Source organism: Streptomyces sp. NBC_00038 (assembly GCF_026343635.1).
Lineage (GTDB): Bacteria > Actinomycetota > Actinomycetes > Streptomycetales > Streptomycetaceae > Streptomyces.
In genome coordinates, this window is the sequence record NZ_JAPELQ010000001.1 from 1,481,335 (window position 1) to 1,502,498 (window position 21,164).

17 protein-coding genes are annotated in these 21,164 nt (G+C 70.1%); 2 read left to right on the forward strand and 15 right to left on the reverse strand.

The window, feature by feature from the left end; genetic code table 11:
* Positions 1 to 16: 16 nt before the first annotated feature.
* The 3 genes from OG219_RS06915 to OG219_RS06925 form a co-directional block, all read right to left on the reverse strand.
* Entirely contained in the window at positions 17 to 1,723 is a 1,707-nt protein-coding gene (locus OG219_RS06915) for a tannase/feruloyl esterase family alpha/beta hydrolase (RefSeq protein WP_266823936.1), read from the reverse strand.
* Between the two features lie 105 nt (positions 1,724 to 1,828).
* Positions 1,829 to 2,728 carry a PaaX family transcriptional regulator C-terminal domain-containing protein gene (locus tag OG219_RS06920; RefSeq protein WP_266823938.1) on the reverse strand — a complete coding sequence of 300 codons (900 nt, stop codon included), beginning with the start codon at positions 2,726 to 2,728 and terminating at the stop codon, positions 1,829 to 1,831.
* A gap of 130 nt (positions 2,729 to 2,858) precedes the next feature.
* Positions 2,859 to 3,695: a PaaX family transcriptional regulator C-terminal domain-containing protein gene (locus OG219_RS06925; RefSeq protein ID WP_266836025.1), complete on the reverse strand. Its 837-nt coding sequence runs from the start codon at positions 3,693 to 3,695 to the stop codon at positions 2,859 to 2,861.
* 401 nt (positions 3,696 to 4,096) lie between these two features.
* Between OG219_RS06925 and OG219_RS06930 the strand changes: the two genes are divergently transcribed.
* Positions 4,097 to 5,074: an ABC transporter substrate-binding protein gene (locus tag OG219_RS06930; RefSeq protein WP_266823940.1), complete on the forward strand. Its 978-nt coding sequence runs from the start codon at positions 4,097 to 4,099 to the stop codon at positions 5,072 to 5,074.
* Between the two features lie 13 nt (positions 5,075 to 5,087).
* On the opposite strand, the gene OG219_RS06935 is transcribed toward OG219_RS06930, so the two are convergent.
* Positions 5,088 to 6,263, reverse strand: a complete 1,176-nt coding sequence (locus OG219_RS06935; RefSeq protein ID WP_266823942.1) for a cytochrome P450 — start codon at positions 6,261 to 6,263, stop codon at positions 5,088 to 5,090.
* A 186-nt stretch (positions 6,264 to 6,449) separates the two neighbouring features.
* On the opposite strand from OG219_RS06935, the gene OG219_RS06940 reads away from it, so the two are divergent.
* Positions 6,450 to 8,486 carry a serine/threonine-protein kinase gene (locus OG219_RS06940; protein ID WP_266823944.1) on the forward strand — a complete coding sequence of 679 codons (2,037 nt, stop codon included), beginning with the start codon at positions 6,450 to 6,452 and terminating at the stop codon, positions 8,484 to 8,486.
* 122 nt (positions 8,487 to 8,608) lie between these two features.
* Here OG219_RS06940 and OG219_RS06945 read toward each other — a convergent pair whose 3' ends face one another.
* The 11 genes from OG219_RS06945 to OG219_RS06995 form a co-directional block, all read right to left on the reverse strand.
* Positions 8,609 to 10,489, reverse strand: coding sequence for a serine/threonine-protein kinase (locus OG219_RS06945; protein ID WP_266823946.1), 1,881 nt, complete (start codon positions 10,487 to 10,489; stop codon positions 8,609 to 8,611).
* Positions 10,490 to 10,671: 182 nt separating this feature from the next.
* Complete coding sequence (locus OG219_RS06950) at positions 10,672 to 12,123, reverse strand: tol-pal system YbgF family protein (protein WP_266823948.1); 1,452 nt, start codon at positions 12,121 to 12,123, stop codon at positions 10,672 to 10,674.
* A 154-nt stretch (positions 12,124 to 12,277) separates the two neighbouring features.
* Positions 12,278 to 13,093: a DUF899 domain-containing protein gene (locus OG219_RS06955; RefSeq protein ID WP_266823950.1), complete on the reverse strand. Its 816-nt coding sequence runs from the start codon at positions 13,091 to 13,093 to the stop codon at positions 12,278 to 12,280.
* A gap of 217 nt (positions 13,094 to 13,310) precedes the next feature.
* Entirely contained in the window at positions 13,311 to 14,063 is a 753-nt protein-coding gene (locus OG219_RS06960) for an AfsR/SARP family transcriptional regulator (RefSeq protein ID WP_266823952.1), read from the reverse strand.
* 235 nt (positions 14,064 to 14,298) lie between these two features.
* On the reverse strand, positions 14,299 to 15,036 hold the full coding sequence (locus OG219_RS06965; RefSeq protein WP_266823954.1) for a 2-hydroxychromene-2-carboxylate isomerase: 738 nt from the start codon (positions 15,034 to 15,036) through the stop codon (positions 14,299 to 14,301).
* Positions 15,033 to 16,172, reverse strand: coding sequence for a beta-ketoacyl synthase N-terminal-like domain-containing protein (locus tag OG219_RS06970; protein WP_266823956.1), 1,140 nt, complete (start codon positions 16,170 to 16,172; stop codon positions 15,033 to 15,035). Before OG219_RS06970 ends, OG219_RS06965 begins: the two co-directional genes overlap by 4 nt.
* On the reverse strand, positions 16,169 to 17,377 hold the full coding sequence (locus OG219_RS06975) for a beta-ketoacyl synthase (RefSeq protein WP_266823958.1): 1,209 nt from the start codon (positions 17,375 to 17,377) through the stop codon (positions 16,169 to 16,171). The genes OG219_RS06970 and OG219_RS06975 overlap by 4 nt, the downstream gene beginning before the upstream one ends.
* Before the next feature lies 1 nt (position 17,378).
* Positions 17,379 to 17,633, reverse strand: coding sequence for an acyl carrier protein (locus OG219_RS06980; RefSeq protein WP_266823960.1), 255 nt, complete (start codon positions 17,631 to 17,633; stop codon positions 17,379 to 17,381).
* Positions 17,634 to 17,692: 59 nt separating this feature from the next.
* Entirely contained in the window at positions 17,693 to 18,433 is a 741-nt protein-coding gene (gene fabG / locus OG219_RS06985; RefSeq protein ID WP_266823962.1) for a 3-oxoacyl-[acyl-carrier-protein] reductase, read from the reverse strand.
* On the reverse strand, positions 18,433 to 19,230 hold the full coding sequence (locus tag OG219_RS06990) for an arylamine N-acetyltransferase (protein WP_266823964.1): 798 nt from the start codon (positions 19,228 to 19,230) through the stop codon (positions 18,433 to 18,435). Before OG219_RS06990 ends, fabG begins: the two co-directional genes overlap by 1 nt.
* Before the next feature lie 324 nt (positions 19,231 to 19,554).
* Positions 19,555 to 21,081 (reverse strand): DHA2 family efflux MFS transporter permease subunit, encoded by a 1,527-nt coding sequence (locus OG219_RS06995; protein ID WP_266823966.1) that lies wholly within the window; start codon positions 21,079 to 21,081, stop codon positions 19,555 to 19,557.
* Positions 21,082 to 21,164: the final 83 nt, after the last annotated feature.

Genomic DNA, 21,164 nt, shown 5'->3' on the forward strand with positions numbered 1-21,164 from the left:
GACCGGGTCGGGAAGGCTAGTTCAGCAGGTCGCTGCCGAGCCAGTCGACGTGGTCGTCGGGTCGGCCGGCCGGAGGCGCCGGGGCGAAGTTGGCGGCTTCGTCGATGCTGCCGGTGCCCTTGTACCTGGCGACGGTGGGATAGGGGTACACGGGCCGGGTGCGGGTGGCATTGCCGTTGGCGTCGGTCTGGGTGGCGATGATCTTCTGCGGTGCCGCCCCTCGCTCGGTCCACCCGACCAGTTGGTGGACCAGGTCGGAGTTGTCGGGTCCAGGCCCGCCCCCCGTGCAGTGGTAGAGGCCGGGGAACATGAACAGGCGGGCGAAGCGGTTGGTGGCCGCCGGTCCGCCCATGCTGTCCTGGACGGCCCGGTAGTAGTTAGTGGTGCCGGTCGGCGGGATCAGGGTGTCGGCCCACCCGTGATAGAGGATCAACTTGCCGCCGGCGTCGCGGAACTCACTCAGATCGGGGTCGAGCGCGGCGATGGTGCGCTGCTCCGGCAGCAGCTTGGCGAAGTTCTGCGATGTGAACTCCCAGTCCGCCAGCGGCACACCGGGCGTGCCGACCGGGAATGCCAGGTAGCGCAGGTAGTTGTCCGCGGTGACGGGGGCGAAGGTGGGGACGCCCGGGGGCGCGGTGATCCACGGGATCGGCGGGCCGGCCCAGGAGATCTCCGAGCCCGGCTCCTCGCGGCCGGGGTAGAGCAGTCGGCCGTTCTCGTCCGTCGGCGGCGCGTACAGCTTCCGGGTAGCCGTGACCTGGGCGGGGGTGAGGCAGTCCGCCCGGTCGACGCCGGTGGGGCACTGTGTCGACGCGGGGTCGAAGTCGCAGGTGCGCGGGTCGTCGATCTGGCCGTCGACCAGGCCGTCGTCGCCGTCACAGGCGGTGAGGACGGCGGAGTGCAGACCCGGGAGCTTGTCCGCGGTGAGGACGGGCCGCCCGTCTGCGCCGGTGTTGGCACGGGCGACCCAGGCGGTGTGTTCGCTCGCGAGGAAGGGCATGTAGGCGGCCGGGGCACCGGCGATGATCCCGTCGAAGTCCTCCGGGTAGCGCTGGGCCTCCATCAGTCCCTCGCGGCCGCCGTCCGAACAGCCGTTGAAGTACGAGTACCTCGGGGGCGTCCCGTAGTACTCCTTCATGATCGCCTCGGCTGCGACGGAGACCACGTGGACCGCCCGGTACCCGAAGTCGATCCGCAATTGCTGGTCCTGACCCCACCCCTCGGCGCTGAAGGGGCCCGGTGAGGTGTGGCCGTCGTCGGTCGCGGCGAGCGCGAAGTCCCCGCCGGCCTGGGCCTCGCAGGCCGGGTCCGGCGCGGTCGGGAAGGTGGTCGCGGAAATGTATCCGCAGAGCCCGCCGCAGCCTTGTTGCAGGTAGCGGCCCTCCCAGGTGCTGAGCGGCAGCTTGAGCTCGAAGTTGACCTGGGGGGCGACGTAGCCCTTGACGAAGCAGTACGCCGGTACGGTCGCGGTGGCCTCGACCACTGTGGCGGAGGTGATCCGGGTGGGTGCGTCCGGGACGGCCGCCAGGTCGCTTTCGGTCGTGCCGTCAGTGGCGAGATCGGCGCAGTCCGTCACCGGCGGAATGGGGCCGCCGTTCGCCCGCCGTGCCTCCGCGGCGGCGGCCGTGGAGTCGGTGCCGGGACTCAGGCCGATCAGTGTCAGCAGGAGCGCCGCGACCACGGTCGTCCGGCGCCTTCGTAACGCCTCTCTGGTGCGGTTCACGTGGAGTACCGCCTCTCGCCGCACAAAGGGGAAGGGGGAAGGGGCCACAGTGCGGCGAGGCACATTGGACACTGCTGTGGATGTGAGGTCAAGGTTGTGTCGCATTTACTCCTGTGGTTGAGCCACGCCCGACGCGGCCTCCCGCTGCTCCCACCAAGTACGCCCGATTTCACGCCAGTTGGCGCGGCGGTCCAGGAGCAGGCGGCGGGCCCGCTCGCCGCTCCAGTCCGGCGGCAGCAGGGTCGGCGGCAGCCCCGGGTCGGCGAGCAGCAGGCGCCGCCACTGGTAGTTGAGGTGCAACAGCTCGGTGAGCGCTTCGCCCGGCGAGTGCGGCCGGCCTGCGGCGAAGCGTTCGATGAAGGCCCGGTACCGGGCGTCCAGTTCCGCGATGTCCCAGGCCTGGGCGACCAGCCGGTGCCGTTCGGCGGAGTCGTCGAGGCGTGCGTGCAGCAGGGTGCCTTCCACCTGGTCGCCCAGGGAGCGCACGACCTCGCGGGCCTCGTCCGCGCGCGAAGGGTGCGGGCTGATCCACAGGCCGGGCCCGTAGGAGCCGAAACCGGCCCAGCCCAGGGACGTTCGCAGGCGATGCCGCAGTCGCCGGTCGCTCTCCGGAACGCTCGTCAGCAAGAGCAGCCACTCGCCGTCCCAGTCGCGCTCCGGGCCGGGCGCGAACAGCCGCTCCTGGGCGGCAAGCAGGGTCTCCCGGCCGCTCGGGGTGAGCTGCCAGCGCGCCCGCCTGCCGACTCGCCGCGAGACCACCACACCGTCGGCGGCGCTGCGGGACAAGGCCTTCCGGGCGGCCTTCTCCTCGAATCCGACCAGGCCGAGAGCGTCCACGATGGTCTGTGTCCAGGCGCCGGTGCCTTCATCCAAGGCGTACTCACCGAGCACGAACAGAAGATGGGCATGGGCGCTCGGCCCCCGCGGAGCGTCCGGCGCCCGGCTGCCGGCCGCCGCCCCCACACCTTCGCCGACGCCGCCGGACAGCCCAGGCACAAGCCTCATAGTGCCCCCACCCCAAAACCCCGGACCTCTTACACCAGCCTGATCCCCACATCCCATCATGTCCGGCGGTCGACGGCCTGAGAGACGGCGAGGTGAGGCCGCGCGAAGCATCGACCCGACTCCAGACGGTTCAGGAAGTCCCTAGCGGTGTCGTCTCCAGGAGTTCGGCCGCCATCTGGAGGGCAGGGGCCCCGGTTTCGGCCGCGACGCGCCTGAAGGTCTCCTCCGCCGGACGGGCGGGCCAGTCGGGCGGTAGGTGCCGGGCCGGAAGGCGCGGGTCCGTGCGAATGGTGCCCAGCCACTCGGCGACCAGCCTGAGACGGGTCGCGATCGGGTCGCCCGAGCCGTTCCCGAGGTAGGCGCTCCACCTCTTGTCGAAGGTGATGTAGCGGGCGGCGATGCTTTCCAGGTCCCAGGCGTCGCGGATCATCAGGTCGATGTCGGTGGCATCGTCGGCACGGGCATGGAAGATCTTCACGTGGGCGGCGAGACCGAGCTCGCCGACGATGTCGGTGATGTCGACGTCACCGGGAGCGATCCACAGCCCGCTGTAAAGGGGCCCGAAGCCGGACCAGTTGAGCCGGGAGCGCAGGTCGTGGCGCTGGCGCTGCCACGACTCGGGGAGGGAGAACCCGAGCAGGGTCCAGGTGCCGTCCCAGTCGTCGTTGACGGCGCTGGTCCTCCAGATGCGCTTGCCCCCGTCGTGGAGGATCTGCGTCGCGTGCGGGGTCAGGCCGAAGTACATCTTGCGCCCCTGGCGCTGCCGTTGCAGCAGGCCGCGGTTGACCATGCGGGTCAGGGTGGAGCGGACGGCCTGCTCGCCGACACCGGCGCGGCCGAGGACGTCGATGATGCTGCCCGAGTACACGCACAGCGGGTGCTCGCCCAGAACATGGTCGCCGAAGAAGGCGAGCATCAGCGACTGAGGGCGCAATGGGGTGCCACCCGGGGAATCCGGCCAGGCCATGGGGTACCTGTCGTCCACGTCGGCCACCTCTCGTCCACGCCGTTGAGGATACGGCCGCCCTGCGCGTCACTGGTCGGGGCAGCGGGGCCGGGCCGGCATCAACGCCCCTTGGCAGGGCAGCCGTTGCGTCCCAGGGGCATGACACCGCGAAAGTAGGCGTGTACGTTACTGCCGTCAACTAGCTGCACAACATGGGTCGTCGCGATCAGCGAGCCGCTCGGGCGACCACCGCAGGCAATCACTCCGTCGCACCTCCGGCCTTCCATCCGACCGCCCCTTGGGGGCGCCGTGGGAGGCGTCAGCCCACACGAGCCCAGCAACTCCGCTCAAATCCCTTGATCTCCCTACGTATTGGCGCGCGAAACGCACACACTCATCCTCGTTCTGTCAGGAGAGGCCCCATGCAAAGGCGCATTCTCGGGCTTGCCACAGCAGTGTTGACGGTCGTCTGTGCGGCCGGATGCGGATCCTCGTCCGCCGGGACCGTCGGCTCGTCGTCCTCGGGCGGGAACAAGACGGCACAGGTCAAGGTCGGCATCATCCCGATCGTCGATGTGGCGCCGCTCTACCTGGGCCAGAAGAAGGGCTTCTTCAGCAGCCGCGGCATCGAGCTGAAGATGGAAAGCGCCCAGGGCGGTGCCGCGATCATTCCGGGTGTGGTGAGCGGACAGTTCCAGTTCGGGTTCAGCAACACCACGTCGTTGATGCTCGCTCAGACCCAGGGAGTGCCGGTCAAGTCGGTCGTCAACGGGGCTACCACCACCGGAAACACCACGACCGACGTCACCGGTGTCGCCGTCAGGAAGGACAGCCCCATCAGGTCGGCCAAGGACCTCGCGGGGAAGACGGTGGCGGTGAACACCCTGAAGAACATCGGGGACACCACGGTGCGCGAGTCGGTACGCAAGGACGGCGGCGACGCCTCGAAGGTCAAGTTCGTGGAGATCCCGTTCGACCAGATGCCGGCCGCTTTGGACGGCGGTCGGGTGGACGCCGCCTGGATGGGCGAACCGGCGCAGACGATCGCCAAGTCCCAGGGTGCGCGCGTCGTGGCGGCGCCGTTCGCCGAGACCGACCCCCGGCTCACTCTCGCGACGTACTTCACCACGACCAGGCTGACCAAGGAGAACCCCGACCTGGTGAAGAAGTTCACCGAGGCGATGACCGAGTCGCTGGAGTACGCCTCCGAACACCCGGAGGAGGCGCGCCAGATCCTCACCGTCTACACCAAGATCGACAGCGGGGTGATGGAGAAGCTGACGCTGCCCGACTGGCCGACGCAGGTCGACATGCCCTCTCTGGAGAAGCTGGCCTCCCTTGGTGAGCAGGACGGGATCTTCGGCGACAAGAAGCCGGACCTGGACGCCCTGTTCTCATGACACCGTCCGCCGGTCAGGCGGGACTGTCCCACAGCACATGCAGGGTTGGGGGCTTGCGGAAGACCAGTCCCTGCGCGGCGGCGGGGCGCTCCGGGTCCAGGCGCAGGGCCGGGAGGCGTTCGAGCAGGTGCTGCAGGGCGATGCGGGTCTCCAGACGGGCGAGGTGCGCGGCGAGGCAGTAGTGCGGGCCGTGTGCGAAGGCCAGTTGGAGGCGCGCGTTCTCGCGGCGGACATCGAACCGGTCCGGGTCGGGGAAGACGGCCGGGTCACGGTTGGCGCCCGTCAGGGAGACCGTGACCAATTCGCCTCGGCGGATCGTGGCCGGGCCGAGGGCGGTGTCACTGGTGGCGTAGCGGTCCACGACCGCCGCACCGGGTTCGAGACGCAGGGATTCCTCGATCGCGCCGTCCAGCAGGCCGAAGTCGGCCCGGACAAGGGCGAGTTGGTCAGGGCGTTGCAGCAGGTGCAGCAGCGCGTTGGTGATCATCGCCTCGGTGGTCTCGATGCCGCCGAACATCAGCACCGCGGCATTGGACGCCACCTCCGGCAGCGTCAGCCGCCCGGCGGCGGAACCGAGGAGCGAGTCGGCGCCCCGGTCCGCGACCGTGGCTTCCACCGCGGCGCGCAACTGCGCGTACGCCGCCGGGCCGGCCGGTCCCGCCTCGTGTCCGGCGGTGATGTCCGACACCGCGCCCACGATGGAGTCGTACCAGGCGAGCACCGTGGCCGCGGTGGTGCCGACGAGCCCGAGCGCCTCGGTCACGACGGCGACCGCCAGCGGGCCGGCGAAGGCACGTCGCAGTTCGACGGCGCCCGCGGGTTCCAGTGCGGTGATGAGCCGGTCGGTCTCCTGCTCGATGAACGAGGCGAAGCCCTCACGCACTTCCCGAGGGCGGAAGGGAGCGGTGAAGGGCTCGCGGTGGCGGGCGTGCCGGTCACCGTCCAGGGACAGCATGCTCGGGCCGACGACCTGTGCGGTGGAGAACCGGGGGTCGTCGACGGTGAAGGTCTCGGCGTCCCGCATCACGCTCAGCGCGAGGTCGCGGCGGGTCACCAGCCAGCCGTTCAGCTCGGGCAGCCAGGAGACGGGCTCCTGCGCGCGGAGCAGTGCCAGCCGCGGATGCGGGTCCCGGGCGAGTTCGGCGAGCGTGGTCGCGGCACCGAGCGGGAAGGAGTCGACGACGCTCATCGCGAGCCTCGGCCGCGTACTCGACCGTGTATGAGGAAATCGATCACGGTCAAGGCTAACAATCCCGTCGAAGGCGGGGCGGTCCGGGTCTGAGCAAGTTCCACGAGTACTCCACCAGCGGGCGGGACACGAGGGGCCCGTGATGCAATGGGGCATCAGAGAGCAGATCACGGGGTGGAGTGGCGCGTGTTGAGCAACGGTGGGCCCGATACGGGGAGTTTCCAGCCACTGGAGGACGGTGATCCTCAAGTCGTCGGCGGCTACCGGCTGGTGGCACGGCTCGGTGCCGGCGGCATGGGGCGTGTCTACCTCTCGCACACGCCGGGCGGGCGGGCCGTCGCGGTCAAGGTGATCCGCCCTGAGCTGGCCGAGAACCCCGAGTTCCGCAAGCGGTTCCGGGCTGAGGTGGCCTCCGCGAGCCGGGTGCACGGGCTCTACACGGCTCCGGTCGTGGACAGCGACACCGAGGGATCCATGCCGTGGTGCGCGACCGCCTATGTGCCGGGGCCGTCCCTCGCCGACGCGGTGCGCGACCATGGGCCGCTGCCTGTCGACACCGTGCTGCGGCTGATCGCCGGTGTCGCGGAGGCCCTGCAGGCGGTGCACCGCGAGGGCATCGTGCACCGGGACCTCAAGCCGTCGAACGTGCTGCTCGCCGCGGACGGCCCACGGGTCATCGACTTCGGTGTCGCGCGGGCCGCGGACACCACGTCGGTGACGCAGAGCGGTACGGCCCTCGGCACCATCGCCTACATGGCGCCGGAGCAGGTGCTCGGCGGTGAGGCCCTCGCCTCGGCCGACGTGTTCGCCCTCGGGCAGACCGCTGTGTTCGCGGCGACCGGCGTCGCGGCCTTCGGGGAGGGCGACCCGCACGCGGTGCTCTACCGGGTGGTGCACGAGGAGCCCGACCTCAGCCGCGTGCCCATGGAGATACGGGAGTTGGTGGCCCGGTGTCTGCGCAAGCCCGCCGCCGAGCGGCCTTCCGTCGAGGAGGTCATACGCTCCGTGTCGACGATCCAGACGAACCGCGGTGACGAAGCACGGTTCACGTCCGGCGCGTGGCTGCCGGGCGAGCTGGCGGCGGGGATCGCGGCTCGGGCCGAAGGCGCCGATCAGGCCCGGGCTGGGGCGGCTCCGGGCGCTCACGCTTCCGGCGGTTTCGGGCCTGTGGGTTCCGGCGGTTACGGGTCCGCGGGGTCCGGCGGTTACGGGCCCGTCGGCTCCAGCGCTGCCGGGTCCGCGGGACCCGAGGGCTTCGGGCCCGTCGGCTCCAGCACCGACGGTTCCGTGGGTTCCGGCGGCTTCGGACCTGCCGGCTCCGGCGGCTACGGGTACCCCGCGGCCTACTCCCCCACCTCCCCGTCCCACGCCGCGCAGCCCGGGCCCTTCGTGATGGGGCCAGGGGCCACGCCGGGTCCGTACGGCGCTCCGCCTCCCTGGTCGCAGCCGCAGGCACAGTCGCAGTTGCCTGCCGCCGCGCAGACCTCCTCGGTCGACTCGGGCGGCCAGAGCGGCCGCAAGGGCCGGGGCTGGGTGTTGTCGGCGGCCGCCGTCGTGCTCGTCGCCGGTGGGGCGGGCGTCGCGCTGCTGCTCGTTCCGGGGGACGGCGACAAGAGCGACCCCCAGGCGCAGGAGGTGGCCGCGTCGCAGTCGGCCACGGCCGAGAAGGCGTCGCCGTCGACGTCCGGCTCCCCGTCCGCCGCCCGGACCTCGGAGAAGCCCGAGCCCGTCAAGTCCGCTCTGCCGGCGAGCCCTTCGGGCCCCCCGACGCCCACACGGACCGCGACCTCCGCTCCCCCGACCGCCGCGTCCAGCGAACCCGCGGCTCCGACGACCCCTGCCCCGGTGACGTACTCCGGGATCCGGATGACCAAGAGCCACGACCTGTATCTGGCGGACACTCCGGTGCGGTCCAAGGCGGACACCGGGACCTCCGACGAGGACCTGACCTACGCCGTCTACTCCTCGGGCGCGGTCCTCGCCCCCGGCACCGACTCCGGCAGCTCCCTCGCCCTGCTGCCGGCAGGCCGGCAGGGAGGCCTGGACGCGTGCCAGGCGGCGACCGGCTACAAGAGCTACATCTGGGTCAAGGACCTCACCGTCGGCCAGCAGATGTGCGTCATCAGCGGGACGGGGCACGTGGGGCTCGTGACGTACCAGGGCTCGTCCGGGACGACGTACGCCACCCTGGACGTGAAGGTATGGCGCAACGCGGCCCAATAGCCCACTCCGGCACAGGTGTTGCCGGGACCGAGTGTGCAAGGGGTTGCCGGCCATGTGCTGGGCTGTGCCGTAGTCGGTGAGCGCCACCCGCCCGTGCGCGGCGTCCCGAGTCGCGGCGCGGGTCAGTACGCCGGCTTCAACACTCCTCCGGGGAGTTTCTTGCCGTCCTCCCGTTCCACGCTGCACAGCACCTGCCGGAACCCGGCGTTCCACTCATCGTCGTTGGACTGCCAGCCGGACATCTCGTGCCCCTGGCCACGGGCCCAGTTGACGCCGTACTTCTCCTGGCAGAGCGCAGCCGTGTCGACGCTGTCCGCCGATCCGTCGCCCGAGGCCCAGGTCCAGCCGACCATCTGCTCGTCGTGCGGTTTTGCGCAGCTCACCAGGGTCTTGGTGTAGATGCCGTCCGCGTCCTCTTCGGCGTCGATGCAGTCGCCCGGGCCCAGCTGCGTGTTGTACACCTCGTCGCCGAACTTGCGGAAGTCGCCGAGCGGGCCGCCGAGGGTGGCGTCCTTCACGAAGATCAGGCAGGCCGGGGCGGGCGGCTCGCTCTGCCCGGTCTCCGGCGTAAGGACATACAGCACCGGGTCGGCCATGGTCTTGCGCAACTCGGCGGTGCGCCTGGTGCATTCGCTCCGTGCGGCCTGTGCGTCCGATGCCTGTACGGCGTTGTCGACGGCCACGGTCGCGATGACCTGCCCCTCGGGATCGTCGTCGTAGCAGTCGACCAGCTTCAGGCCGGCCCGCCCCTTGAACTCCCCGTCCTTCCAGTCGGCGTCGACGCACTGGCCCGGCGCCAGCCCCTCGCGCAGCCCCACCTGCCTGCCGTACGGGTACGCGCTGCGGGTCACGGTCGGGGAGGGCGTCGCGACAGACTTCGGCTTGTCCTCCGGGCTGTTCGTCCCGTCCCCCGCGTCGCGGAACGTGGCGGCGCCCAGCGCGAACCCGACGCCCCCGGCCAACACGGCGGCGACCGTCAACAGCACGGGCGTACGTCGGCCCGCCGCCCGGCGGGAGCCGTCCCACGTGCGCCGGGTCGGGGTGTTGGGGTCCTTCCCGGAAGGCGCGGCTCGGCCGGGCCCCTGCGCGGGCCCGAGCTCGCCGGAGTCCGCCCCGGATCCGTCGCTTGGCGAGCCCTCCTCCGAACCGCTCGGAGCAACCTCTGCCGAGGCCTCGGCGAGCAGTTCGGCCGCCTGTGCCGCCCGTGTACGGTCCGACGGGTCTTTCGCCAGCAGCCCCATGATCGCGCGGCTGAGCGGCTCGCTCGCCCATCGCGGCGGGGAGGGAACCGCGTTCAGCGCCGCCATGAGGGTGGCGTCGAGCGTCTCCCGCTCGAAGGGGGCGGTGCCCTCGACGGCGAAGTAGAGGGTGACGCCGAGCGAGAACAGATCGGTCGCGGGTGTCGCCTCGCCGCCGGACAGCCGCTCCGGCGCCACGAAGCCCGGGGTGCCGACCACCATGCCGCTCTGCGTGATACGGGTCTCGCGGGGCCACAGCGAGATGCCGTAGTCCGTGAGCAGGACCCGGCGGTCGGCGACACCCGAATGGTCCGGCGCCAGAAGGATGTTGGAGGGTTTCACATCCCGGTGGATGATTCCGAGCCGGTGCCCGGCGGAGAGCGCGTCGAGGGCGGCCGCTCCGATCCTGGCGACCTCTTCACTCGACAGCGAGCCGCGCTCCTTCACCACGGCGCGCAGGTCGCGCGTACCGGGCAGGTACTCCATCACGATCCACGGGCGGTCGTCGTCCTCCACCACGTCGTACACCGTGACCACGTTGGGGTGCTCGCGCAGTTGCGCCGCCTTCAGTGCCTCCTTGCGCCCCCGTGCGACGGAATCGCCGACGGCTCCGCCCGACTCGTGCGGTACGTCGATCTCCTTGACCGCGACCTGCGCCCGCAGCTCCTCGTCCTCGGCCAGCCAGACGCTTCCCCCGCCGCCGGAACCCAGCCGCTGCCGCAGTCGATACCGTCCTGCGATGGCCCGTTCCCACTCCCCTGCCACCAGTGCTCTCCCCCTTGGCCGCGCATCGAGCGCGCCTCACGTACGTCCACCCGATCTGCCTTGAATACCCAACCGCCCACCGGCGGCGGAGGTTTCGGGCAGTGCAGTACCCCATGCTCACTCAACCCGCACGGGAGCCCTCCCAAACCGCCATCGGACAGGCGCTGTTCGCCCGCCGCCGCTCACCGGACGACCAGCGGCCCGAACGCGGCCTGAACGTCGGACTTGGACTCCTCGACGTACCTGGTCGACGGCGGGCCCGGGTCGGAGTCTCCGTAGGTGAAGTACGAGATGAGCGCGGGGCAACTCGTGCCGTTGATCTGAATCTTGCGGTTGGCGACGAGCTTGCCGGTACGCAACTCGTAGACCTTCACCGGTATCGCGATCTTGTGGAAGGTCACGTACGTGGTGGCACCGGAGGTCCTGCTCTGGTACGGGCACGTCTCGACGGAGCTTCCGGAGGTGTCCTCGCCCATGCAGACCACCAGGACGGCGTCGGCGGGATCGTCGGCCTTCCAGGAGCCGGGGAGTTTGTCCGGATAGTCGTCGCCGTACTCGTCGTTGGCGTAGAACAGCGCACGGTTGGTGCCCTTGCCGATGGGCTTGGCACCGCTGTACTTCGCCGGGTTGGAGCAGTACTCGGGCTGCGAGTCTGTCCCTCCCGCGAGCAGGCTCCGGACGTTGGCCAGCTCGATGCTCTGCGTGGCCTTCCTGACTCCCTTCCGGGACTTGGCCGCGAGGCCGTCTCCGGGGTACCGGGCGAGCAGTTGCTCGTAGTGCGTGCGGGCCTCCTCCCAACTGCCGTCCGCCATGAGGTCTTCCGCGCATCCGACGAGAGCGGCGGGCGCGGTCCGCTCGGCCGCGTCGGCCGACCGGTCCAGTACGTCGTGGCTCCGCTTCCGGTCGCGGAGCCAGTCGGTGACGGTGACGGTGTCGCAGGGGTCCTTGGCGGGCAGGGTGCCTAGGAATCCGTTCAAGGTCGCTGCGACCGTCTTCTCGTTGCCGGGTCCGGCAAGGACCGAGGCGAGTGTGCCGAAACCCTCGTCCAAGGCATCGGTGTCCCCGCTCAGCGCGGTGGCCAGCTCGGTCCGGGCCGTCTCCAGCCGGTCGCAGGCCCGTACGGTCTCGTCGCCGCGGGCGGTCAGCGGGGCGTCGGCTATGCGGTGCCCGAACCACACCCTGTCCTGGGCGTCCAACACCCGGGCGCAGTCGCCGCTTTCGCGGGCCTCGGTGACACTCCGCTCTATCTTGGAGGCGTCGAATCGCAGGAGCCCCACGGCCAGCAGCACCGGCAGCGTGATGCCGAGCGCGACCAGACGCCGGCTGCGCACCGCGACCCGGCCTGTGCCGCCGCGCGCCAGGAACCACCCGTGGGCGGTGACGGCCACCCACCACAGGACCACGGCGACCTCGTACGACACCCGCGAGGTCGAGACGAGTTGGACGACGAGCACGGCGGTGATCACCGCGGCGGTCATGGCGAGCCCTCGACGCCGCAGCATCAGGTAGCCGACGCCGAGCAATGAGGCGTTGCCGAGGGCGACGGCCAGCGGGTCGTGCGCCCTCGCCGCGGGAGGCGGGGCCTCCGGCACCCCGCCGCCGGCGGCGGGCACGGCGTGCGTCGGATCAGTCATCCTGCTTCTCCCCGGTCTCAGAATTGCCTCTGGGTGCCCGCCATCTTCGGCGTCACCTCCGGGACCCCTCCCGAAGGGGATCCCATGGCTGAGAGAGCGACCAGGGTGATCAAGGAGAACAGGAGTCGAGCACAGTCGAGGTCGGCGCTGGGCCTCAGTGGTGGTGGCCCTTTCGGCCGAGGGTCTCCACGGGGGTCGCGCCGGGGCGGGTCCACTGCGGCACGGGGCGGCTGGTCGGGCCCCAACTGGCCACGCCGTCGGCGTCCGAGCGCCAGTACCAGCAGGCCTGGCCGCCCACGGACGGGTGCCCCTCGCGGACTTCGCCGATCACGGGCCGGCCCTCGGGGTTGTCCTCCCACGCCTCACCGCGGCCGTAGGGCGTCATGTCGAGCAGGCTGAGGGAGCCGTTGACCGGCTCGTTGCCACGGCCCGTCGTGGAGTAGGTGAGGAACACGCGGTCGCCGTCGCGCAGGAAGCAGGCGATGTGCCCCATTCCGCCGCCGATCGGCGCCTCCACGCCCCGTACCGAGTACCAGGGCTGGGTGTAACCCATGAACTCGACGTACGGAGCCACCTCGTCCCACGGGCCCGAGGTCAGGACGGCGAACGAGACGCCGCGGGCGTTGAGGTAGACGGCGTCCTTCACATGCCAGGCCGTGGTGGTGCAGCCCTCGCACTGCCCCTGGTGCGGCGCCCCGTCGTACCACATGTGCTGGTAGACCACGAGCTCGTCGCGGCCCTGGAACAGGTCCAGGAACGGGACCGGGCCGTCGGGTCCGACGACCTCGACCGTTCCGTCGAGTTCGACCATCGGCAGCCGCCGCCGGGCCGCGGCGATCGCGTCACCCTCATGGGTGTGCGCCTTCTCGCGGACCAGCAGCTTCTCGCGTGCCGCCTGCCAGGTGGCCAGGTCGACGACCGGCGGCCTGCCGGGGAGGTCGCTGCTCGCGTTGCCGGACGTGGTCGTCATGGTGTCCTCCGTGGTGTCTCGTGCCGGGCCGCGTCGTACGACGCGGCACAACGCTCACCAGAACAGACTCGCGCCCCGGCCGGAACTCATCGCGGCGCTCCGCGAAGTCCCGCTGCGAAACGATTCGAAACAGCCCCCAGAAGGCGGCCCGGGCAGCGCGAAGAGGCCGCCGCACCCGAGGTGCGGCGGCCTCTTCGGCCGGCCCTGGTGTGTCGATTCAGCCGTGGAATCCGACGAGGATGCGCTGCTGGAGGTCCCTGAGGTCGACGCTGGGCTCGAGGCCGAGTTCCTCCCTGAGCGTCCGGCGGGCTCGCTGGTAGACCTCGAGGGCGTCGGCGCGGCGGCCGCACTCGCGGAGGGCGATCATCTCCTTCATCCAGAGCCCCTCCCTGAGCGGGTTGGCATCGCGGAGCGTGCGGAGTTCGGCCAGCGTCGCGGCGTATCCGCCGTTGTGGTGGCTGGCGTCTATCCTCATCTCGGCCGCGGCCAGCCGGGCCTCCTCCAGGCGCTCCGACTCGGCGAGCACGGTAGGCGAGGCCGGAACGCCCTCCAGGGGGGCACCGCGCCACAGGTCCAGCGCGTCGCCGAGTACGGTGAACGCCCGCTCGTAGGCTCCCGCGGCGAACAGCTCCTGCCCTTCGGCGTGCAGCTCCTCGAACCTGCGCGCATCGAGCTGGGCCGGCTCGAAGTTCAGGCAGTAGCCGGGCGCCTTGGTCACCAGCACGCTGTGGTTCCCGTCGCCGAGCCGGCGCCGCAGCTTCATCACGTACTGCTGCACCAGATTGCGCTGGTCTCTCTTCTGCTGCGGGCCGTTGTACCAGAGCTCGTCGATGAGCCGCGCCAGCGAGACGACACGGCCGTTGGCGGTCAGCAGGACTGCCAGTACGGTCCGAATCTTGGGCGCTTCAACCGGTTTCCAATTGTGTCCGTCGAAGATCTCCAACGTCCCGAGCATCCTGAATTCGTTCAACTGTCTCGACTCCGCTCGCAGCTCTTGGTGTTCGCGGTTGTCGGGCGGCATCCGAGCGCGGCCGTGCTCAGTGACTTCCCCCGTTGACCCCCGTATAGCGATCTTCGCAAGAGAAAGTCGCCATCGGAAGTCACGACGGATTTTTGTCCGATAGTCGGCGCTCCCACAGCCCCTTACAGCCCCGTATTGAAAGGGCTTTCATAGAAGTACAGGATGCAACATGTGTACTATACACTCAGCCGCATCCCCCGGCTGTGTCGTGATCGTAGGCGCCGATTCGGTCCGCAATGGCCACGGGAATTCCGTCGTCCTCCGCGCCCTCGCCCTCCGCACCGGCGTCGTCCGTGCGCAGCCCCGCCGCCGACAGCTCCTGGAGGAATCCGTCGAGGCGGTCAAGACCCCAGTACCGAAAACGGCCGATCTTGAAGTACGGGATGCCGAAGGCGTCGTCCTCGTACACCCGGACAAGCGCTTCCAGCCCCTCGGCCCTGATGTCCGGGTCGTTCACCGCGGACACGATCGGCAGCGGATCGAGCCCCGCGTCCTCGGCGACCGCACGGAGCACGTCCTGATCGCAGATGTCGGCGCCGTGCTCCCACCGGGCCGACATGAGCGCGGCCAGCAGCTGCCGGTCCTGCCCGTTCCGGCGGGCCGCCAGCCAGCCCAGATGCGGCACCTCCCACCACGGGTCGACGTCGATGGGCCAGGCGACCTTGTAACCCATCCCCTCGGACAGCCGCTTGACGTCCTGGAGGATGTACAGGTGCTTGGCCTTGCTCATCGGGATGTACGGGAAGGGCGCCCCGCGCCCGTCCAGCGCCTTCCGCGTCCGCTCGTCGGGTTCCCACCACGGGCGGTACTCGACGGTTTCGGGCGCCTCGGGGAAGCGCGCCTCCAACTGCCGCAGCGCCAGCCAGCTGTAGGGGCTGCGGAAGGAGAAGTACAGGACGGGCTTCGCGGGCTTGCGCCTCACCGCTGCCACCCCCTGACCACGGCGGCGCCGACCCCGCCCTCCGGGGTGAAGGAGGTGATGAGGGCGGGCCTGCCGTCCAGTGCGGCGTCCTGCCGGTGGTGGGCGAGCACGGCGGCCAGCTGCAACGCGCCCTGTGCGGCGTGGCATTCACCGACGAGTCGCGCCACGGGGAGTCGCCGGACGGTGTGCTCGCCCAGTCCGGCCTCCAGGGTCGCGGTCTCGATCACCGAATCCGGGCCGGATCCGGGAGCCACCGCCCACAGGTCGCCCGGACCCACGCCGGCCTCCCGCAGTGCCTGGCGCACGCAGTCGGCGAACGCCTCGACGAAGGCCGGGCGGTCGGCCGGGTCGGCCGAGGCGGAGGCCACGGCCATGATCTCGGCATCGGGTCGGCGGCCCGACGCGAGCAGGGCCTCCCCCCTCTCCAGCATGAAGAGGGCGGCTCCCTCGCCGGCGGGGGCCGAACCGCCGGGCAGGTGCGTCAGCCAGGCGTTGTGCGGGCTGAACTCCTCGACCGCACCCACCAGCAGGGCGTCCGCGTCTCCCCAGCGCAGGCTGCGGGAGGCGTACCGCAGAGCGGCGATACCGGCCATCCGGCCACCGGCGATGGTGGTGTTGACGCCTTTCAGGCCGTACCAGATCGCGGCCTGGCCCGCAGCGCAGTTCATCACCGCGTTCGGGAAGAGCACCGGGTTGACCAGGTAGGGGCGGTCCTCGGTGATGGTCTCGCGGCTGAAGTCGCTGGTGGACTTCACGCTGCCGCTGGTGGTGCCCAGGATCAGACCGACCTGACCGCGGTTCTCGTCCGTCACCGCGAGACCGGTGTCCTTCAGCGTCTGGTCGCAGGCGACCAGGGCCAGGGCGGTGGAGCGGTCGAAGAAGCGGGTTCCCTTGCGGCCGAGATGGTCCCGGACCTGGAAGTCCGGGATGGCAAAGGCCCGGTCGGCCGGCAACTTCTCCTCGAACATCGCGGTGACGTCGGCGAGGGCGTCGCGCTCCTCGACGAACGCCGTACTGAAGTCGGCCGCCCCCATACCGAGCGGCGAGGCGACCCCCCAGCCCGTGACGTAGACCGCGTCAGGAGCGACCTCGTGCGTCTGACGTGTCGCCGTGAGATTCGACTGACGTGTCGTCATGAGACCTCCCCCAGAATGGTGATGGCGTTGTTCCCGCCGAAGGCGAACCCGTTGTTCTGCACCACCCGCAGACGCGCCGGGCGCGCCTGGTTGGCCACCGGGTCGATCCCCGGCATGTCCGGGTCGATGTTCCGGAAGTTGATCGTCGGCGGCATGAACTGGCGGGCGATACCGAGGGCGGAGGCGATGGCGCCGAAGCCGCTCGCGGCCCCCATGGTGTGGCCGAGCATCGATTTGATGGAGCTGATGGGCGGCGGGGAGTCGCCGAAGACCTCCCGGACCGCACGGGTCTCCGCCGCGTCGTTGGCCGGCGTGCCGGTGCCGTGCGCGCAGATGTAGTCGACCTGGTCGGCCGTGACGCCGGCCCGGCTGTGCGCCCTGCGCATGCACTCGGCGATGCTCACCGGATCCGGCGCCACCATGTGCCCGGCATCGCAGTTGAGTCCGTATCCGAGCACCTCGGCATAGATCTCGGCACCGCGGCGCTCGGCGCTCTCCAGCGACTCCAGGAAGAGCGCGGCCCCGCCCTCACCGGTGAGCATCCCCTGCCGGTCGCGGTCGAACGGCGAACAGTGGTCCTCGGCCATCGCCCCGAGCCGGTAGAAGCCGGCGTGCGCCCAGCGGTAGACGCCCTCCGAACCACCGGCGATCATGAAGTCGGCTTCGTCGGCCGCGATCGCCGCGTAGGCGTAGCCCAGCGCGTAGTTGCTGGCCGAGCAGGCGGTGGAGATGGTCACCGCCTCGCCGGTGAGGCCGAGTTCGCGGTTGACGGCGACCGCCAGCCGGGAGGACGGGACCTGCTGCGCGAGGTCCGCCTGCCAGCTCTCGAAGCCGCCCGCCACTTCCTGCTCGGAAAGCCGCTCGACCGCGCCGGCCTCACCCCCGGTGGTACCGATGCAGGAGCCGGACCGCGCCGCGGCCAGCAGCTCCGGGTCGATCCCCGCGTCCGCCACCGCGAGGCGGGCCGCCGCGGCCGCGAACTGGCTGCTGCGCCCCCACTCCTCGGGCTTGATGGCCTGCAGCATGTCGTGCGGCGAGAAATCCGGCACCTCACCGGCCATCCGGTACGGGAATCCCGAGGCGTCGAAGGAGGAGATCGGCGAGATGCCACTGCGCCCCTGCTGGAGCGCCTCCGCGAAGGCCTCGACCCCGGTGCCGATGCTCGAGACGGGGCCGAGCCCCGTGATGACGACCCTGCGCTTCATGTCAGGAGTCCCAGTTGGCGCGCTCGGCGACCACGTCGTACACGGCGCGCAGATTGCCCATCTTCGGCAGCTCCGACTGCGGGATCTCGACGCCGTACCTCTTCTCCAGCCGCGCCAGGATCTCGATCGCGCGGAGCGAGTCGCCGTCGTGGTCATCGACGAAGGAACTCGTCCCGGTCATCTCGTCGGGCTCGATCTCCAGGGCCTCGGCGACGATCTCGCGGATCTCGTCCATGTACTGCTGCGTAACGGGCATGGTGTCTCCTCCGGTCGGGCGATTCATCTGTGCTGTCGGGTCGGGCCGGGCTGTCGGGGTCACTGCGAGAATCCGCCGTCCACCTGGACGATCTGGCCGGTGATGTACGAGGCCTTGTCCGAGACGAGGAAGGAGACCAGGTCGGCGACGTGCGAGACGGCACCGAAGTCGCGCAGCGGGATGGTCGCGAGGGCCTTCTTGCGCACCTTCTCGGAGAGATGGCCGGTCATGTCGGTCTCGATGAAGCCCGGTGCCACGGCGTTGACTCGGATCCCGTAAGGCCCCAACTCCCGCGAAAGGGACCTGGTCAGGATGTTGACGCCTGCCTTGGAGGCGGCGTAGTTGGACTGTGTCGCGTTGCCGTACACACCGGCCACGGACGAGACGTTGACGATGACGCCGCTGCGGCGCTTCAGCTGGCCGAAGGCCACGCAGTGGCTGAAGTTGTAGGTGCCGGTGAGGTTGGTCCCGATGACGTCGTTCCAGTCCTCGGGCGGCATGAGCACCAGCGGGTTGTCCCGGGTGATCCCGGCGTTGTTGACCAGCACCTCGACCGGGCCCAGGGCCGCTTCCGCGTTGCTGACGAACGCCTTGACGTCGACGATGTCGGTCACGTCGCAGCGGTCGTGGAAGCAGCGGGCCCCGGCCCGCTCCACCGCCTCCCGGGTCTCGTCCGCCGCCTCCTTTCCGGACCGGAAGCAGAAGGCGACGTCGTATCCCTCCTCGGCGAGCCGCACGGCGATACCGCGGCCTATCCCCCGGGAAGCGCCTGTGACCAGCGCTGTCGGCTTGTCCGGCATCACTGTTCCGCCTTTCGATAGACCAGGCTTCGTCGCGTCGACCGGTCGGCGCGTGCCTTCTCCCAGGTCCGCACGGCGCTTTCCACCATGTGTTCATGGCCGGCGAAGATCTCGCGGAGGAGTTCTTCGGCACGGGCCGTGGTCTCGATGAACTCGGCGCTCACGCGGCCGTTCCGCGCGTGCAGAAGGTTCTCGCCGATCATGATCAGCTTTCCGTCCGGTACGTTCCGGGAGCACAGCAGCGTCCCGACCAGCGGCGAATCCTCGGCCGACTTGTGGAAATCGATGATCCATTCGTAGTCGGCGCGCTGCTGCGGCTCGTCCCGGTACCGGTAGACCGCCGTCCAACTGCCGTCCGGTCCTTGGTGCGAGACGGTCGGGAAGCCCTCCTCCTCGGCGACCCGGAACCGCCAGCCGGACTGCTCCTGCGGCCCCTCGGTGACCTTCAGCGGCTCGGCGAAGGTCAGCATCAGGAAGCCCACATCGAGCAGCCAGTCCTCGCCGTCCACGGTGACGATCAGCAGCAGGTGGTCCCAGGCGTCCCACCACTCGCCGCTGACCTTCCAGATCTGCGCCGGGACCAACCGGACGTCGAAGCCGGCCTGACGCAGGAATTCACCGAACAATGGCGTCGATTCAAGGCAGTTGCCACCCCGACGCCGGTGCACCAGCTTGGCGAACGATTCCTCGTGGCCCAGCACCGGCGGCGTTCCGTCGAAGGAGTCGAGCATCTCGTAGGGGACGGACCGCAGATGTGCCGTGTAAAGCTCGCGCAGGCATTCCAGGGAGTTGTTCAACAAGCCTTGATAACCGATGCGTTCCAGATATTCCCGCCACGGCAGTGACTCCGTCTCCAAGACATCCTCCGGATTGCTGCGATGGGGGCCCGGGCAGGTCCCGGCTTTCGATCCGGCTTGAATTCTCGGCGGTCCCGCGCGGTCTCAGGAGGCCCGACCGCCCTGCTCGAAAGTCCACCCCGACGCAGCGGCCCAACGCGCCGACCGTCGTCGCGGGCAGAACGAAAAGCCGCGTGGCGGCGCATGGTTGACCATGCGCCGCCACGCGGCTGATGGGGCGTCAGCGGGAGGGATCGGCGGGAAGGGTTCAGCGGGAGGGAGGCGTCAGCCGGGATTGAGCGCCGACTCCCCCTCCCGGGACGGCGCGGCGTCCGGCGCCGACGTGGGGGCCGGCTCGCGTCCGGGCAGGAAGAGGCTCGGCAGCACCGCGAGGGCGGTGATCACCAGCGCCCACCAGAAGGGGGGACCGAAGGAGGTCGCCAGGTCCTTGGCGACATCGCTGGCGGGCAGCACCCGGACGACCGACGGTACGCCCGCGGGCAGTTGGTCCTCGACCTGCTGCTGCAGGACCACCGCCAGCACCGCCGTGCCCAGGGACGCGCTGACCCGCTGGAAGACGTTGAAGGCGCTGGTGGCGCTCGGCGCGAGTTCCTTGGGCACGCTGCCGAAGGCGACCGTCATGGTCGGCAGCATCGAGGCGCCGAGGCCGAAGCCGCGTACGACCATCGCGAGTCCGAGCACGACCGCGTTCGGATCGGCGTCGATGAGGGCGTACGGAATGGTGCCGAGCACCGCGAGCAGGATGCCGAGGAGGGTCAGATTCCGTACACCCAGCATCACCGTCAGCCGGTTCATCATCACGACCCCGGCGAAGAAGCCGAGACTCTGCGGCAGCAGCAGGAGCGCGGACTCCAGCACGCTCGCGCCGTGCACCAGTTGGAAGTACAGCGGCAGCGGGATCATCACGCCGTACATCGCCATGCTCAGCAGCATGTTCGCCAACGTGCCGTTCCTGAAGCCGCCGCGGCGGAAGAGCCGCAGGTCCACCAGCGGCTCCAGCCGGGTGCGCAGGGCGCGGACCGCGAAGGCCGCCAGGAACACGGCTCCGATCGCCAGGCCGCCGACCGTCTTCCCGTCGCCGAACCCGCCCGCCGAGCCGGCCTCGGACAGGCCGTAGAGCAGCGCGGCGAGACCGGGCATCAGCAGCACCATGCCCACCACGTCGAGCTTGGCGTCCTTGGAGGGCTCGACGACGTTCCGCACCTTCAGCAGGACCAGGACGACGGTGATCAGGCAGAGCGGCACGTTGATGAAGAAGAGCCACCGCCAGCTCAGGTAGTCGACCATCACACCGCCCAGCGACGGGGCGATGAGCGGGGCGAACATCGCCGGGATCGAGACGATGCCCATCAGGCGGCCGAGCCGCTTCGGCCCCGCCGCCTGGGCCAGCAGCGCCTGCCCGATCGGCACGAGGAGGCCGCCTCCGATGCCCTGGAGCAGCCGGAAGGCGATCAGGCTGGGCGCCGACCAGGCCATCCCCGCGAGCAGTGAACCGACCAGGAACACCACCTGCGAGAAAATCACCATCTGCTTCGCGCCGAAGCGGGCGGCGGACCACCCGCTGAGCGGGATCGACACCGAGAGCGCGAGCAGATAGCCCGTCACCACCCATTGCACGGTGGAGATCTCGGAGTCGAAGTTCCTGGCGAGCGGTCCGACCGCGACATTGACGATGGTGCTGTCGAGCAGGCTGGCGAAACCGCCCAACGCCATGATCCCGCTCAGCCACCACAGTTCGGGCGTAATGCGGCCGGAGTCATCCGTCTCGGCCGGCGCCTGGTCAGTACTCACAGCTGCTCGTTCCCCTTCGCTCTTGAACTCAGCAGCGCAATCGTTCCACAACAAGTGTTGCTTGTACAACAGATGTCGGAAAC